The organism is Streptomyces sp. NPDC057271 (assembly GCF_042668715.1).
Taxonomy (GTDB): domain Bacteria; phylum Actinomycetota; class Actinomycetes; order Streptomycetales; family Streptomycetaceae; genus Streptomyces.
In genome coordinates this window covers 1-15,041 of the sequence record NZ_JBHUYJ010000007.1, presented here as the reverse complement: position 1 = coordinate 15,041, position 15,041 = coordinate 1, and the positions used below count along the sequence as shown (strand labels likewise).

At 72.6% G+C, this 15,041-nt stretch carries 14 protein-coding genes, 1 pseudogene and 1 riboswitch; of the genes and pseudogenes, 7 read left to right on the top strand and 8 right to left on the bottom strand.

Annotation, left to right across the window (positions count from 1 at the left end; translation table 11 throughout):
- Window positions 1-234 precede the first annotated feature (234 nt).
- Together ACFUJR_RS05245 and ACFUJR_RS05240 are read left to right on the top strand one after the other, a co-directional pair.
- Window positions 235-1,599, top strand: coding sequence for an FAD-binding protein (locus tag ACFUJR_RS05245; protein ID WP_383163289.1), 1,365 nt, complete (start codon window positions 235-237; stop codon window positions 1,597-1,599).
- A gap of 76 nt (window positions 1,600-1,675) precedes the next feature.
- On the top strand, window positions 1,676-2,431 hold the full coding sequence (locus ACFUJR_RS05240; protein ID WP_383163291.1) for a decaprenylphospho-beta-D-erythro-pentofuranosid-2-ulose 2-reductase: 756 nt from the start codon (window positions 1,676-1,678) through the stop codon (window positions 2,429-2,431).
- A gap of 31 nt (window positions 2,432-2,462) precedes the next feature.
- Here the strand turns inward: ACFUJR_RS05240 and ACFUJR_RS05235 are convergent, their stop codons facing one another.
- From ACFUJR_RS05235 to glyA, 3 genes are all read right to left on the bottom strand, one after another.
- On the bottom strand, window positions 2,463-3,056 hold the full coding sequence (locus ACFUJR_RS05235; RefSeq protein WP_383163293.1) for a 2'-5' RNA ligase family protein: 594 nt from the start codon (window positions 3,054-3,056) through the stop codon (window positions 2,463-2,465).
- A 94-nt stretch (window positions 3,057-3,150) separates the two neighbouring features.
- Window positions 3,151-4,164: a tryptophan--tRNA ligase gene (gene trpS, locus ACFUJR_RS05230; protein ID WP_383163295.1), complete on the bottom strand. Its 1,014-nt coding sequence runs from the start codon at window positions 4,162-4,164 to the stop codon at window positions 3,151-3,153.
- A gap of 343 nt (window positions 4,165-4,507) precedes the next feature.
- Complete coding sequence (glyA, locus tag ACFUJR_RS05225; protein ID WP_383163297.1) at window positions 4,508-5,797, bottom strand: serine hydroxymethyltransferase; 1,290 nt, start codon at window positions 5,795-5,797, stop codon at window positions 4,508-4,510.
- 79 nt (window positions 5,798-5,876) lie between these two features.
- Window positions 5,877-5,967: riboswitch (ZMP/ZTP riboswitch) on the bottom strand.
- 109 nt (window positions 5,968-6,076) lie between these two features.
- On the opposite strand from glyA, the gene rocD reads away from it, so the two are divergent.
- Window positions 6,077-7,282, top strand: coding sequence for an ornithine--oxo-acid transaminase (gene rocD / locus ACFUJR_RS05220; RefSeq protein ID WP_383163298.1), 1,206 nt, complete (start codon window positions 6,077-6,079; stop codon window positions 7,280-7,282).
- Window positions 7,283-7,512: 230 nt separating this feature from the next.
- Window positions 7,513-8,205: a polysaccharide deacetylase family protein gene (locus ACFUJR_RS05215; protein ID WP_383163302.1), complete on the top strand. Its 693-nt coding sequence runs from the start codon at window positions 7,513-7,515 to the stop codon at window positions 8,203-8,205.
- Here ACFUJR_RS05215 and ACFUJR_RS05210 read toward each other — a convergent pair.
- Window positions 8,195-9,379 carry a glutathionylspermidine synthase family protein gene (locus tag ACFUJR_RS05210; protein WP_383163304.1) on the bottom strand — a complete coding sequence of 395 codons (1,185 nt, stop codon included), beginning with the start codon at window positions 9,377-9,379 and terminating at the stop codon, window positions 8,195-8,197. The two genes, ACFUJR_RS05215 and ACFUJR_RS05210, sit on opposite strands and share 11 nt — an antisense overlap.
- A gap of 29 nt (window positions 9,380-9,408) precedes the next feature.
- A complete protein-coding gene (locus ACFUJR_RS05205; RefSeq protein ID WP_383163306.1) occupies window positions 9,409-9,699 on the bottom strand; it encodes a hypothetical protein in 291 nt (96 codons plus the stop codon).
- Window positions 9,700-9,789: 90 nt separating this feature from the next.
- Here ACFUJR_RS05205 and ACFUJR_RS05200 point away from each other — a divergent pair, with 90 nt between their 5' ends.
- Complete coding sequence (locus ACFUJR_RS05200) at window positions 9,790-10,608, top strand: hypothetical protein (protein ID WP_383163321.1); 819 nt, start codon at window positions 9,790-9,792, stop codon at window positions 10,606-10,608.
- A 297-nt stretch (window positions 10,609-10,905) separates the two neighbouring features.
- Here the strand turns inward: ACFUJR_RS05200 and ACFUJR_RS05195 are convergent, their stop codons facing one another.
- Window positions 10,906-12,318, bottom strand: a complete 1,413-nt coding sequence (locus ACFUJR_RS05195; protein WP_383163308.1) for a PLP-dependent aminotransferase family protein — start codon at window positions 12,316-12,318, stop codon at window positions 10,906-10,908.
- Window positions 12,319-12,365: 47 nt separating this feature from the next.
- On the opposite strand from ACFUJR_RS05195, the gene ACFUJR_RS05190 reads away from it, so the two are divergent.
- Together ACFUJR_RS05190 and ACFUJR_RS05185 are read left to right on the top strand one after the other, a co-directional pair.
- Window positions 12,366-12,878 (top strand): carboxymuconolactone decarboxylase family protein, encoded by a 513-nt coding sequence (locus ACFUJR_RS05190; RefSeq protein ID WP_383163309.1) that lies wholly within the window; start codon window positions 12,366-12,368, stop codon window positions 12,876-12,878.
- A 59-nt stretch (window positions 12,879-12,937) separates the two neighbouring features.
- Window positions 12,938-13,174 (top strand): annotated as a pseudogene (locus tag ACFUJR_RS05185) (isocitrate lyase/phosphoenolpyruvate mutase family protein); the annotation flags it as partial.
- A gap of 189 nt (window positions 13,175-13,363) precedes the next feature.
- Here ACFUJR_RS05185 and ACFUJR_RS05180 read toward each other — a convergent pair.
- Both ACFUJR_RS05180 and ACFUJR_RS05175 read right to left on the bottom strand, forming a co-directional pair.
- Complete coding sequence (locus ACFUJR_RS05180; RefSeq protein ID WP_383181569.1) at window positions 13,364-14,353, bottom strand: malate dehydrogenase; 990 nt, start codon at window positions 14,351-14,353, stop codon at window positions 13,364-13,366.
- Window positions 14,354-14,541: 188 nt separating this feature from the next.
- Window positions 14,542-15,041, bottom strand: a 500-nt coding sequence (locus ACFUJR_RS05175) for a DUF2690 domain-containing protein (RefSeq protein WP_383450227.1), incomplete at its 5' end; no start/stop codon positions are given.

Below are 15,041 nucleotides of genomic sequence, written 5' to 3'. Positions count from 1 at the left end.
CCGCAGCCGCGCAGGACGGCCAGCAGACTCCTCTCGGCCCCGGCCCAGTCCGCGTTTCGCATCGGCTCCGCCTCCCCGGTTCTCGACGGGCTCCTCCATCGACCCAGGGGTGACTCTGACCCGGCGGCCCGGCCACCGCACGGCAATCTTTCCTGACACTCCTTTAATCACCCATTTCGTCGAACTGAGAGCAAACCAGTCATAACGCTTAGATCGGGCGATACGGTCGCCTTCATGGCTGCCCACACCGACGACGAGCCCCTCACCGGCTGGGGTCGCACCGCTCCCACCCTCGCGCGCGTGCACCGCCCCCGGACGTACGAGGAGGCATCCGAAGCCGTCCGCGCCTGCGGTGCCCGCGGCTCCATCGCGCGCGGCCTCGGCCGCGCCTACGGCGACGCCGCGCAGAACGCGGGCGGCTCCGTCCTCGACATGACCGGCCTCGACCGGATCCGCTCGGTCGACGCCGTCGACGGCACGGTCGTCTGCGACGCCGGTGTCAGCCTGCACCGTCTGATGGAGGTACTGCTTCCGCTCGGCTGGTTCGTCCCCGTCACCCCCGGAACCCGGTACGTCACGGTCGGTGGTGCGATCGGCGCCGACATCCACGGCAAGAACCACCACGTCTCCGGCTCCTTCAGCCGTCATGTCTCCGCCCTCGAACTCCTCACCGCCGACGGGGAGATCCGCACCGTCCTCCCCGGCACGGACCTCTTCGACGCCACGGCCGGAGGCATGGGCCTGACGGGCGTGATCCTCTGCGCGACCCTCCGGCTGCTCCCCGTCGAGACCTCCCTCATGTCCGTCGACACCGAACGTGCCGCGGACCTCGACGAGCTGATGGCCCGGCTCAGCGCCGGCGATCACCGCTACCGCTACTCGGTCGCCTGGATCGACCTCCTCGCGCGCGGCGCCGCCACCGGCCGGTCCGTCCTCACCCGCGGCGACCACGCCCCGTTCGACGCGATCCCCGTGAGCGACCGCCGCGCCCGCCGCGCACCCCTCGCCTTCCGCCCGGGCCACCTGCCCGCCGCCCCGGCGCTCGTCCCCGAGGGGCTGCTCGGCCGCACGGCCGTCGGTCTCTTCAACGAACTCTGGTACCGCAGGGCGCCCCGCTGCCGCACCGGGGAGCTCCAGCGGATGTCCACGTTCTTCCACCCCCTGGACGGCGTTCCGCACTGGAACCGGATCTACGGGCGCGGCGGATTCGTCCAGTACCAGTTCGTCGTCGGCCATGGACACGAGGAGACACTGCGCCGGATCGTGAAGCGGATCGCGCGCCGCGGCTGTCCGTCGTTCCTCGCCGTGCTCAAGCGCTTCGGCACGGGCGACCCGGGCTGGCTCTCGTTCCCCGCGCCCGGCTGGACGCTCGCGCTCGACATCCCGACCCGGCTCTCCGGTCTCGGCGCCTTCCTCGACGAACTCGACGAGGAGGTGGCGGACGCGGGCGGCCGGGTCTACCTCGCGAAGGACTCCCGGCTGCGGCCGGAACTGCTGGACGCGATGTACCCGAGGCTCGCCGACTTCCGCGCGCTGCGGGCCACGCTCGACCCGCGCTCCGTCTTCACGTCCGACCTCTCCCGTCGCCTCGCCCTCTGAATCGCCCTCCGAGCCCCCCTTCCCATCGCCCTCCGAACCGCCCTCCGTATCGCACTCTCCGAGGAGTTTGATCGTCATGAAGGATGCCTTCGGCGCCCCGCAGTCCCTGCTCCTGCTCGGCGGCACCTCCGAGATCGGGCTCGCCACGGCCCGCCGGCTGATCGCCCGCCGTACCCGCACGGTGTGGCTCGCCGGGCGCCCCTCGCCCGCCCTGACGGCCGCCGCGGACTCGCTGCGGGCGCTCGGCGCGGAGGTGCGGACGGTGCCGTTCGACGCGCTCGACACCACGTCGCACGAGGAGCGGCTCGGCAAGATCTTCACCGAGGGCGACATCGACATGGTGCTGCTCGCCTTCGGGATCCTCGGCGACCAGGCGCACGACGAGGCCGATCCGCTCGCCGCCGTCCGGGTCGCCCAGACCAACTACACGGGCGCCGTCTCGGCGGGGCTGATCTGCGCGGGCGCGCTGCAGGCGCAGGGGCACGGCTCGCTGGTGGTGCTGTCGTCGGTGGCCGGTGAGCGCGCCCGCCGCGCGAACTTCATCTACGGCTCGTCCAAGGCCGGCCTCGACGCGTTCGCCCAGGGGCTCGGGGACGCGCTGCACGGGACCGGGGTGCATGTGATGGTCGTACGCCCCGGCTTCGTACGGTCACGGATGACCGCGGGGCTCGACGAGGCCCCGCTGGCGACCACGCCGGAGGTGGTCGCGACGGCGATCGAGCTGGGGCTGCGGCGGCGCTCGGAGACGGTGTGGGTACCGGGGGCGCTGCGGATGGTGATGTCGGCGCTCCGGCATGTGCCGAGGCCGTTGTTCCGTCGGCTGCCGGTCTGACACCGGCAGCGCGCGCGGGCGGCGGGCCGGGTCAGCCCGCCGTCGGGGACGGTTGGTCGACCGGCGCGCCGGCCTGGGCCGGGACGGCGGTGACGGGGCGCGCGTCGCCGAACTCGTACACCCGGAGCTTGCGCCACACCCCGTCCGCGCCCTGCTCGTACAGGGCGAAGGAGGAGCAGGTCCACGCGGCCTCGAAGTCGGCCAGCTCGGCGTAGGCGCGGTCCATCGCCTCCTCGGCGATGCCGTGCGCGACGGTGACGTGCGGGTGGTACGGGAACTGCAGCTCACGCACGAGCGGCCCGGACTCGTCCCGTACCCGCTCCTGGAGCCAGGTGCAGGCGGAGACGCCCTCGGCGAGCGTCACGTAGACGACCGGGGAGAGCGGGCGAAACGTTCCCGTGCCGCTGAGGCGCACGGGGAAGGAGCGGACGCCCGCGGCGACCTCGGCGAGATGTGCCTGGATCGCGGGCAGCCGCGCCTCGTCCACCTCGGTCGGCGGCACGAGGGTGACGTGCGTGGGGATGCCATGCGCGGCGGGATCCCCGAAGCCCGCGCGCCGCTCCTGGAGCAGGCTGCCGTAGGGCTCCGGGACCGCGATCGAAACGCCGAGCGTTACGGTCCCCACGTCGTTCTCCTCCATAGTCGTGTCATATCGGGGCGATGGTGGTGCAGCCGCCAGTGTGCGGCCTGCACCACCTCTGAGGCCAGAGTCCTTGGACTCAGTGCTTCGCGGGCAGGAAGCCCATCCGCTCGTACGTCTGCGCCAGCGTCTCCGCGGCGACCGCGCGGGCCTTCTCCGCGCCCTTGGCCAGGACCGCGTCCAGCGTCTCCGGGTCGTCCAGATATTCCTGCGTACGGGACCGGAACGGCGTGACGAAGTCCACCATGACCTCCGCCAGGTCGGTCTTCAGCGCTCCGTACATCTTGCCCTCGTAGCTCTTCTCCAGGTCGGGGATGCTCGTCCCGGTGAGCGTGGACATGATCGTGAGCAGGTTGGAGACGCCGGCCTTGGTCTCCGGGTCGAAGCGGATGACCGTCTCCGTGTCGGTGACGGCGCTCTTGACCTTCTTCGCGGTCGTCTTCGGCTCGTCGAGGAGGTTGATCAGGCCCTTCGGCGTCGACGCCGACTTGCTCATCTTGATCGCCGGGTCCTGCAGGTCGTAGATCTTCGCCGTCTCCTTGAGGATGTACGGCGCCGGGATCGTGAACGTCTCGCCGAAGCGGCCGTTGAAGCGCTCCGCGAGGTCGCGGGTCAGCTCGATGTGCTGGCGCTGGTCCTCTCCCACCGGGACCTGGTTGGCCTGGTAGAGCAGGATGTCGGCGACCTGGAGGATCGGGTACGTGAACAGGCCGACGGTGGCCCGGTCGGCGCCCTGCTTGGCGGACTTGTCCTTGAACTGCGTCATGCGGGAGGCCTCGCCGAAGCCGGTGAGGCAGTTCATGACCCAGCCGAGCTGCGCGTGCTCGGGGACGTGGCTCTGCACGAAGAGCGTGCACCGCTCGGGGTCGAGGCCGGCGGCGAGCAGCTGCGCGGCGGCGAGCCGGGTGTTGGCACGGAGTTCCGCGGGATCCTGCGGGACCGTGATCGCGTGCAGGTCCACCACCATGTAGAAGGCGTCGTGGGACTCCTGCAGGGCGACCCACTGGCGCACGGCACCGAGGTAGTTGCCGAGGTGGAACGAGCCTGCGGTGGGCTGGATTCCGGAGAGCACACGGGGACTGTCAGAGGCCATGCCCCACATTCTCTCAGGTGCCGGAACGAACTGATCCCGGGCCGGGAACCGATCCGCTCGGAGGCGTACGCGGCGCTGGCTCGCACGCACACGTCGGGCGCGCTGAGGGCGGCGGCGTGCGGTGCGGCGCGGGCGCGGAGGCGGAGGACGTCGTGCGGCAGGCGTTCCTCAAGGCGTACCGGTCGCTGAGGCGGTCCGAGGAGGGGCGGCGTTCCGGCCCCGGCTGCTGCGGATCGTGGTCGATGAGACGAGGAACACAGTGCGGGCGGCGGGGCCGCGCCCGGACGGGCGGCCTGCTCGGGGCCCCGCAGGGCCTGCGGCCGGGCGCCCGCCCGGTGATGGCTCAGGCCGGGAGGCCCGGGGCCGGGAAGGCCGCCATCAGTTCGGCGACCTCGGCGCGGATCGTGCGCAGCACGTCCTCGTCGCCCGAGCCGGCGGCGGCGACGCCGCGGTCGATCCAGTCGGCGACCAGCTCCATGTGCGCGGTCCCGAGGCCGCGGGAGGTGAGGGAGGGGGTGCCGATGCGGATGCCGGAGGGATCGAAGGGCTTCCGGGTGTCGTAGGGGACGGTGTTGTAGTTGACGACGATCCCGGCGCGGTCGAGGGCCTTGGCGGCGACCTTGCCGGGGACCTCCTTGGGAGTGAGGTCCATCAGGATCAGGTGGTTGTCGGTGCCGCCGGAGACCAGGTCGAAGCCGCGCGCGAGGAGCGCCTCGGCGAGGGCCTTGGCGTTGGCGACGACCGCGTGGGCGTAGTCGCGGAAGGAGGGCTGGGCGGCCTCGCGCAGGGCGACGGCGATGGCGGCGGTGGTCTGGTTGTGCGGGCCGCCCTGGAGGCCGGGGAAGACGGCCTTGTCGAGGGCCTTGGCGTGCTCCTCGCGGGACATCAGCATGGCACCGCGCGGGCCGCGCAGGGTCTTGTGGGTGGTGGTCGAGATGACGTCGGCGTGCGGGACCGGTGAGGGGTGTGCGCCGCCCGCGATCAGGCCGGCGATGTGGGCGATGTCGGCGACGAGCACGGACCCGGCCTCGCGGGCGATCTCCGCGAAGGCGGCGAAGTCGATCGTGCGGGGCAGCGCCGTGCCACCGCAGAAGATCAGCTTCGGCCGCTCCTTGAGGGCGAGCTCGCGGACCTGGTCGAGGTCGACGAGCCCGTTGTCCTGGCGTACGCCGTACTGCACGCCGCGGAACCACCTGCCGGTGGCGGAGACGCCCCAGCCGTGGGTGAGGTGGCCGCCCATCGGCAGGGCCATGCCCATCACGGTGTCGCCGGGCTCGGCGAAGGCGAGGTAGACGGCGAGGTTGGCGGGCGAGCCGGAGTAGGGCTGCACATTGGCGTGGTCGACGCCGAAGACGGCCTTGGCGCGCTCGACGGCGAGGGTCTCGACCTGGTCGATGTTCTGCTGGCCCTCGTAGTACCGGCGGCCGGGGTAGCCCTCGCTGTACTTGTTCTGCAGGACGGTCCCGGAGGCTTCGAGCACGGCCCGGGAGACGTAGTTCTCGCTGGGGATCAGCCGAAGGGTCTCGGCCTGAAGCAGCTCCTCGGCGCCGACGAGCGCGGCGAGTTCGGGGTCGGCGGCGGCCAGGGCGGGGTGGCGGGCGGCGAGATCGGCGGCCTGCGGGGTGACGGTCATGGCGGTTCCTCCGGGCGTTCGGTGGATCCCGGGGCACGGCTCAGTCCTGCTGGGCGGCACCACACGGGATGTTCGGTCCCGAAGATGCCCAGGCGGGCGGCATCTCGTGTGGTCTGCCGCGCACGGCTCCCCCAGGGTCGATTCCCCGTACGCCAGTCGCCGTGCGTGTTTCCAGAGTAGCGGGCGCGCCGTCGCAGAGGTTTCTTCGTCCGGCATCCGAGCGACGATAGGAAAGGGAGCCACACACGCCCCCTGGCCCGCAGGACGAACGGAGATCCCGTGTCGAGTACGCAAGACGCGATCGCTTCCGCGGAGGCGCACAGCGCGCACAACTACCACCCCCTTCCCGTCGTCGTCGCCTCGGCGGACGGGGCCTGGATGACCGACGTCGAGGGACGCCGCTACCTCGACATGCTCGCCGGGTACTCGGCGCTCAACTTCGGGCACGGCAACCGGAGGCTGATCGACGCCGCGCGGGCGCAGCTGGAGCGGGTGACGCTCACGTCGCGGGCGTTCCACCACGACCGGTTCGCGGAGTTCTGCACACGGCTCGCGGAGCTGTGCGGCAAGGAGATGGTCCTGCCCATGAACACAGGCGCGGAGGCCGTCGAGACGGCCGTGAAGACCGCCCGGAAGTGGGGGTACGAGGTGAAGGGCGTGCCGGACGGGCACGCGAAGATCGTGGTCGCGGCGAACAACTTCCACGGCCGGACGACGACGATCGTCAGCTTCTCCACGGACCACGAGGCCCGCGACCACTACGGCCCGTACACGCCGGGGTTCGAGATCGTCCCGTACGGCGATCTGACGGCGATGGAGCGGGCGGTCACCGCGCACACGGTGGCGGTGCTCCTCGAGCCGATCCAGGGCGAGGCCGGGGTGCTCGTCCCGCCGGCCGGGTATCTGCGCGGGGTGCGGGAGTTGACCCGTGAGCGGAACGTGCTCTTCATCGCGGACGAGATCCAGTCGGGCCTCGGCCGGACCGGGCGGACGTTCGCGTGCGAGCACGAGGGTGTGGTGCCGGACGTGTACGTGCTGGGCAAGGCGCTGGGCGGCGGGGTCGTCCCGGTCTCGGCGGTGGTCGCGGACCGGGATGTGCTCGGGGTGTTCCGGCCGGGTGAGCACGGGTCGACGTTCGGCGGGAACCCGCTGGCCTGCGCGGTGGCCCTGGAGGTGATCGCGATGCTGCGGACGGGCGAGTACCAGCAGCGGGCGGCGGAGCTGGGCGAGCATCTGCACGCGGAACTGCGGTTGCTCGTGGGCGGGGGCGCGGTGGAGGCGGTGCGCGGGCGCGGCCTGTGGGCCGGGGTGGACATCGCGCCGTCGAAGGGCACGGGCCGGGAGATCTCCGAGAGGCTGATGAAGCGGGGGGTGTTGGCGAAGGACACGCACGGTTCGACGATCCGAATCGCGCCTCCGCTGGTGATCGGCAAGGAGGATCTCGACTGGGGTCTGGAGCAGCTGCGGGCGGTTCTCTCGGAGTGATCCGGTCCGCTTGAGGGCGGTGGCGGCTGCGGTCGCGGTGGCCGTGCCCGTCGCCGTGGCGGTGGTCGTGGCCGTCGCAGTGGCCGTGGCCGTCGCAGGGGCGGTGGCCGTGGCCGTCGCAGGGGCGGTGGCCGTGGCCGTCGCAGGGGCGGTGGCCGTGGCCGTCGCAGGGGCGGTGGGGACAACTCGGGGCATTGACAGCGGAGTTGGTCTAGGCCAATGATGCGGCCATGCCGAGACCCCGCCGCGCGCTGCGTGCCGCCGCCGTCGCCGCCCTCGTCCCGCTCGCGCTGCTCGGCGCGAGCGGAGGCCCGGTGCACGCCGCCCCCGAGGCGGCCTGGCCCGAGCCGGTCCCCGTCGTCTCCCGCGTCGAGACCGCCGACCCGGTCGTCTTCATCACCATCGACGACGGCTGGCTCCACGACCCGGCGGCCGCGAAGCTCCTCCTGGACCGCCGGGTGCCCGCCTCGCTCTTCCTGCTCCCGGGCGCCTACTCGTACCACTCCGGCTACTTCCACAGCCTGCTCGACCAGGGTCGCTCCCGCGTCGAGAACCACACCGTCGACCACCCGGACCTGACGACGCTCGACGCGGCCGGGCAGAAGGCGGAGGTCTGCGGGGCGCGTGAGCGGCACCTCGCCGAGTTCGGCGACGGGCCCCGCCTCCTGCGCCCGCCCTACGGGACGTACGACGAGACCACCCGTACCACCGCCCGGGCCTGCGGGGCGAAGGCCGTGGTGACCTGGACGTACGACCTCACCACCTGGGGTCAGTGGACCCCGCCGACGCCGACGCTCAGGGCCGGCGACATCGTCCTGCTGCACTTCAACGAGACACTGGAGCAGGATCTGCCCCGCGCCCTGGCCGCCGCCGAGGCCGCCGGCCTGAGGCCCGCACCGCTCAGGGAGTACGTCACAGAATGACGTGCGGCAGGAAGCGGGCGTACTCGTCCGTGATCAGGCCCGCCGACTCCCGGATGCCGAGCCCCGCCGCCTCGTCCTCGACGACCCACGCGCCGAGCACGACGCGGTTGCCCTCGAAGTCCGGGAGCGGGGCCAACCCCTGGTAGCAGCAGGGTTCGTCGCGTACGACCGGCGCCGCGCCCGGCTCGTGGACGGTGACGCCCGCGCCCTCGCGGCCGAGGAGCGGCTTGGCGACGTAGCCGCCGGTCGCGGCGAGTTCGCGCGGGCCGTCGAGGTAGGCCGGCAGCAGGTTCGGATGGCCCGGGTAGAGCTCCCAGAGGATCGCGAGGAGGGCCTTGTTGGAGAGCAGCATCTTCCAGGCCGGCTCGATCCAGCACGTCGTGCCCGTACCGCCGCCGTTGTCGAGGGTGTCGAGCACGTACGGGCCGAAGCGGTCGGTCGTCAGCCACTCCCACGGGTAGAGCTTGAAGCAGCTGCGGATGAACCGCAGCCGGTCGTCGACGAACCGCCCCGACAGCCGGTCCCAGCCGATCTGTTCGACCGACAGCGCCTCCGTGTCGAGCCCGGCCTGCTGAGCGGTCTCGCGCAGATACGCGACCGTCATCAGGTCCTCGCCGAGTTCGTCACCGTCGGAGTGGACGAAGTGCACCGGGCTGCCCGGCGGAAGCAGCTTCGCCTGCCGCCTCCAGGCGTCGACGAGCCGCTCGTGGAGCGAGTTCCACTGGTCGGCGCCGGGGAAGCGCTCCTCCATCCAGAACCACTGCGGGCTCGCCGCCTCGACCAGCGAGGTCGGCGTGTCGGCGTTGTACTCCAGCATCTTGGCCGGGCCCGCACCGTCGTACCGGAGGTCGAACCGGCCGTAGAGCGACGGCAGTTCAGCGCGCCGGCGCCAGGACTCGGCGACGAGCGAGGCGAGCCGGGGGTCGGTGACACCGAGATCGGCGAAACGATCCTTCTCGACGATGTGGGCGGCCGCCGCGAGACACATCGCGTGCAGCTCCTCGACGACCTCCTCCAGGGCCTCGACCTCGGGCAGGGTGAAGGAGTAGTAGGCGCTCTCGTCCCAGTACGGGCGCAGGGAGCCGTCGGGGTAGCGGGTCAGGGGGTAGACGAGCCCCTGCTCCTCCACCGTCTGCTGCCACCCCGGCCGGGGGTCGATCGTGTGCCGCCGCATGTCGCTCGGTCCGTCCGTCGTCGGTACGCTCAGCCGCCACCGGAACCGGAGCAGCCGAAGCCGCCGGTGTCGACGGCCGTCTTGTCGAAGCTGCCGCCGCTGACCCGGTTGTCGCTGACGCTGCCGCCGTAGTAGTACGAGCCGCGGGCGGAGCCGCTACTGCCGCTGCCGCTGCCGCTCTCGCACTCGTAGCTCGGCAGCTTCTCGCGGGTCAGCGGGTCGACACACCGCCTGTCGGGCTCGGAGCCGCAGGACGTGATGGTCGCCGCGAGAACCCCCATACCGCCGAGCACGACCGTGCTCGACCTCAGCCTGCGCATGAAACAGCCTCCCCATCCCGTGGTCGCGACCGCACAGTTTAGGCCGGTGGCGGAGCGGCCTCGCACTAGAGTCCATTCGTGCTCTTTGGGATGATCTGCGCTCTGGGTTCCTCGCTCTGTTTCGGCATGGCGTCGGTGTTGCAGGCACTCGGCGCACGGGCGGCGGAGCTCGGAACGGGTGCCGGCGTCGACGTGGTCCTGCAACTGCGGGTGATGCGGCAGTGGCGATATCTGGCCGGACTCTCGCTCGACGGCATCGGCTTCGGGCTTCAGGTCGTCGCCCTGCTGACGCTGCCGATCTACGTGGTGGGGGCGGCGCTCGCCGCGAGTCTGGCGGTCACGGCCGTGGTTGCCTCCTGGCTGCTCAAGGTCCGGCTGCACCGGATGGAGTGGGCGGCGGTGGCCGTGGTCTGCGCGGGGCTCGTGATGCTCGCCCTCGCCTCGGGCCCGGAGGGCGAGCAGAGCTCGTCGGAAGCGCTGCGGTGGACGATGCTCGCGGCGGCGTTCGCCGTCCTCGGCTTCGGCGCGGCCGCCGGGCGGCTGCCCGGCCGGCGGCGGGCGCTGGCGCTCGGCCTCTGCGCGGGCTTCGGCTTCGGGGTGGTGGAGGTGGCGGTCCGGCTGATCGACAGCTGGGACCTCGCCAACCCCGCGGTGTACGCGCTGCTCCTGGGTGGCGGGGCGGCGTACGTCCTGCTGACCTCCGCGCTCCAGCGCGGCTCGGTGACGACGGCGACGGCCGGCGCGGTCGTCGGCGAGACGATCGGCCCGGCGCTGGTCGGCGTGGTCTGGCTGGGCGACCGTACGCGGGAGGGGTTCGGATGGCTGGCGATCCTGGGCTTCACGGTGGCGGTGGGCGGCGCGCTGCTCCTGGCCCGCTTCGGAGAACCCCCGGCACCGGCCGCACGCTGAGTGACCCGGCCGCGGCTGCCAGGCCCACGGCGAGGCCACGGCGGCCTCACGCCGGGATCCGGCGCGAGCCACCGGGCTCCGGCGCCGAGGAATCAGCAGCCTCAGGGGCCGCCGGGCTCCCGCGCCAGAAACCCCCCAGCCACAGGAGCCGTCAGGCTCCGCGCCAAGGGCCCCGCAGCCACAGGAGCCGCCAGGCTCCCGCGCCAGAAACCCGACAGCCACCCGAGCCGTCACGCTCCCCCGCCAGAAACCCCCCAGCCACCGGAGCCGTCGGCTCCCTCCTCGTGGCCCTCGGCCTCACGGCAACACGCGGCACAAGGCCGCCAGCGCGCCGGACCAGGCGCTGTCCGGCGGGGTTGCGTAGCCGACCACCAGGCCGTCCTGGGTCTGCGGGACGTCCGGGTGGCGGAAGCGGTCGAGGCCGTGGAGGGCGAGGCCCTGCCAGGCCGCGGACCGCAGGACCTCCCGCTCCTGGCCCGGCGGGAGTTCCAGGACCGCGTGGAGACCCGCCGCGATCCCGCTCACCCGCGTCTTCGGGCACTGTTCGGCCACCGCCGCCACCAGCTCGTCCCGGCGCCGCCGGTACCGCAGCCGCATCGCCCGTACGTGACGGTCGTACGCCCCGGAGCCCAGGAACTCCGCGAAGGTCAGCTGGTCCAGCGAGCTGGACACCCAGTCCACCCGGCCCTTCGCCGCGACCACCTCGTCCACCAGACTCTCCGGCAGCACCATCCACGCCAGCCGCAGCCCGGGCGCCAGGGACTTGCTGGAGGTGCCCAGATAGACCACGCGCTCCGGGTCGAGGCCCTGGAGCGCGCCCACGGGCTGCCGGTCGTAGCGGAACTCCCCGTCGTAGTCGTCCTCCAGGACGAGCCCGCCCGCGGCCCGCGCCCAGTCGACCGCCGCCGACCGCCGGTCGGGGTGGAGCGCCCCGCCCAGGGGGAACTGGTGGGCGGCCGTCATCAGCACCGCCCCCACACCCTTCATCCCGGACAACTCCTCGGTCCGAGTGCCGAGTTCGTCGAAGGGCAGGGCCGGCAGCCTCAGCCCGGCGCCGGTCAGCAGCTCCCAGTGCACGTCGAGCCCGTACGACTCGACCGCCACCTCCCGCACCTTCCGCGCCCGCAGCACCTGCGCCATCAGCATCAGCCCGTGCACGAACCCCGAACAGACGACGATCCGTTCAGGCCGCGCGTGGACGCCCCGCGCCCGGGCGAGGTACTCGGCGAGCACGGTGCGCAGTTCGATCCGGCCGCGCGGATCGCCGTACCCGAAGGCCTCGTTGGGCGCGGCGGTCAGGGCACGCCGGGAGGCCTTGAGCCATCCGGCGCGCGGAAAGGACGCGAGGTCCGGCGAGCCCGGCTTCAGGTCGTACGTCGGCCGCGCGGCCTCCCGCCGGGCCGCCGTCGTGGGACGGACGCCCGCCGTGACCTGCCGGCGCGGCACGGCCCGCGGGGCGACCCGGGTCCCGGACCCCTGCCGTGCGGTCAGCCAGCCCTCGGCGACCAGCTCGGCGTAGGCGTCGGCGACGGTGTTGCGCGCGATCCCCAGGTCGGCTGCGAGCGAGCGGGAGGACGGCAGCCGTACGCCCGCCTTCAGACGCCCGCTGCGCACCGCCTCCCGCAGCGCGTCCATCAGCCCCGTACGCAGGCCGGATCCGCGCAGGTCCAGATGGAGGTCGACCCCGAGAGTGGCCCGGTCTTCTGCCATGCGAATGGACCATACTCCTGCGCCATCGCGCTCGTACGGTGAGAGCCATGACCACCACGACGAAGGACGTCGCCACCCACGCCCACGCCGACGAGCACGCCCCCCGCCTCAACCTCGCCGAGCGGGTTCCGGAGTTCTACCGGGCGATGCTCCGGCTCGAACAGGCCGCGGCGAAGGACATCGACCCGACCCTCTACCACCTGATCAAGATCCGGGCCTCGCAGATCAACCACTGCGCGTTCTGCATCGACATGCACACCAAGGACGCGCTGGCGGAGGGCGAGTCGGTCGAGCGGATCGTCCAGCTGTCCGCGTGGGAGGAGTCGCGTCACTTCTACACCGAACGCGAGCTCGCCGCCCTCGCCCTGACCGAGTCCGTCACCGTCCTGACCGACGGCTTCGTCCCGGACGAGGTGTACGCGCGGGCCGCAGCCCACTTCGACGAGACGGAGCTCTCGCGGGTCATCGGCGCCATCACCGTCATCAACGCCTGGAACCGGATCGCCGTGACCACCCGCATGACCCCCGGCCACTACACCCCCGGGCAGTACGGGAATTGACCGGGCCGACCCCCGAGGCACCCGCCGCCCGGACCGTGCGCGCCCTGCACGCCCGGCGGATGGGTGGAGCACCGCTGATCGTCCCGGGCCCCTGGGACGCCGCGTCCGCCCGGGTCTTCGAGGAGGCGGGATTCCCGACGCTCGCCACGCCGAGCGCCGGGATCGCCGCCTCCCTCGGGTACGAGGACGGACAGACCCCGGCCGAGGAGATGTTCGCGGCGGTGGCGAGGATCGTGCGGGCCGTCTCCGTACCGGTCACGGCCGACCTGGAGGGCGGCTACGGGCTGCCGCCCAGGGCTTAGATCCGCGAGGCCCGCGGGGGACCGCGGAGGGGCCGCCGGGGGCCGCCGGGGGGCCGCCGGGGGGCCGCCGGGGGCCGCGGGGGGCCGCCGGGGGCTCACGCACGACCGCCCCCGGCCTGGAAGGCCGGGGGCGGTCGTCGGTACGTCGGTGCGTCAACCCGTCGGTCGCGCCACGCGGTGGTCTCAGATGAGGCCGAGCTCGCGGACGGCGTCGCGCTCCTCCGCCAGCTCCTGCACCGAGGCGTCGATGCGGGCGCGGGAGAACTCGTTGACGTCCAGGCCCTGGACGATCTCGTACTTGCCGTCCTTGCAGGTGACGGGGAACGAGGAGATCAGGCCCTCCGGAACGCCGTAGGAGCCGTCCGACGGGATGCCCATGGAGGTCCAGTCGCCCTCGGCCGTGCCGTTGACCCACGTGTGGACGTGGTCGATGGCGGCGTTGGCGGCCGAGGCGGCCGAGGACGCGCCACGGGCCTCGATGATCGCGGCGCCGCGCTTGGCGACGGTCGGGATGAAGGTGTCGGCCAGCCACTGCTCGTCGTCGACGACCTCGGCGGCGTTCTTGCCGGCGATCTCCGCGTGGAAGATGTCCGGGTACTGGGTGGCCGAGTGGTTGCCCCAGATGGTGAGGCGCTTGATGTCCTCGACGGACGCGCCCGTCTTGGCCGCGAGCTGGGAGAGCGCGCGGTTGTGGTCCAGGCGGGTCATCGCGGTGAAGCGCTCGGCCGGGACGTCCGGGGCCGCCGCCTGGGCGATCAGGGCGTTGGTGTTGGCCGGGTTGCCGACGACGAGGACCTTGATGTCGTCCGCGGCGTGGTCGTTGATGGCCTTGCCCTGCGGCTTGAAGATGCCGCCGTTGGCGGCGAGCAGGTCACCGCGCTCCATTCCCTTGGTACGCGGGCGGGCGCCCACGAGCAGGGCCACGTTCGCGCCTTCGAAGCCCTGGTTCGGGTCGTCGAAGATGTCGATGCCCTTGAGCAGCGGGAAGGCGCAGTCGTCGAGCTCCATGGCGGTGCCCTCGGCGGCCTTGACGCCCTGCGGGATCTCGAGGAGGCGCAGCTTGACCGGCACGTCCGCGCCGAGCAGGTGGCCGGAGGCGATGCGGAAGAGCAGCGCGTAGCCGATCTGGCCGGCCGCGCCGGTGACGGTGACATTCACGGGAGTGCGGGTCATGGCGATCTCCGTAAGACAGCTGGCGGTGGGGGTCCCTGCCCCTGGTGTCGGACACCTCTCCTGATCGACGATCGATCGGTCGGCCCGATGTCTCGACGTGAAGAGATATCCAGCGGTCAGGCTATCCGACCCGGGACCCGTCCAACCCCCGCCCCCTTGTGGTCCGGCTCACTGCCACCCGACCGGGGTCAGCGACCGCCGGTGCACACCCGCGCGCCGCTCGTCCGCGTCACGCACGCGGTCGCGTCCGCCGCGTGCGTGACGGCGACCGTGGGGCTGTACGCGTCGGGGTCGGCGCCCACGGTGGCGTCCTGGCCGACGGCGTCCTGGCTCGTGTCGGCGCCGCCGGTGGTGATGCGCAGGGTGTCGCCGGGCCCGGACCCGGCGATCCGGGCCCAGGCGGCGCCGCAGATCCTGCTGTGCCGCACTTCGAGCAGCCCGGCGACGCCGAACGGGGTCCGGGAGACGGTGGTGGCGGAGGTGCCGCCGCACCCCATCGCCTCGGGGTCCTGGCCGGTGCAGCCGGCGCCGGTGCACTTCACTCCGGCGGGAAGCGTCGTGCTCGGCGCGGTGCCCGGGGCGGCGGTGAGGGGCCCCGCGGCCGTGCCGCCCCGGGCGTCGGTGCCAAAGTCGGTACCGAGGTCGGTGAGGAAGACAGCGGCGACGACGGCGAACAAGGGGCCGAGGA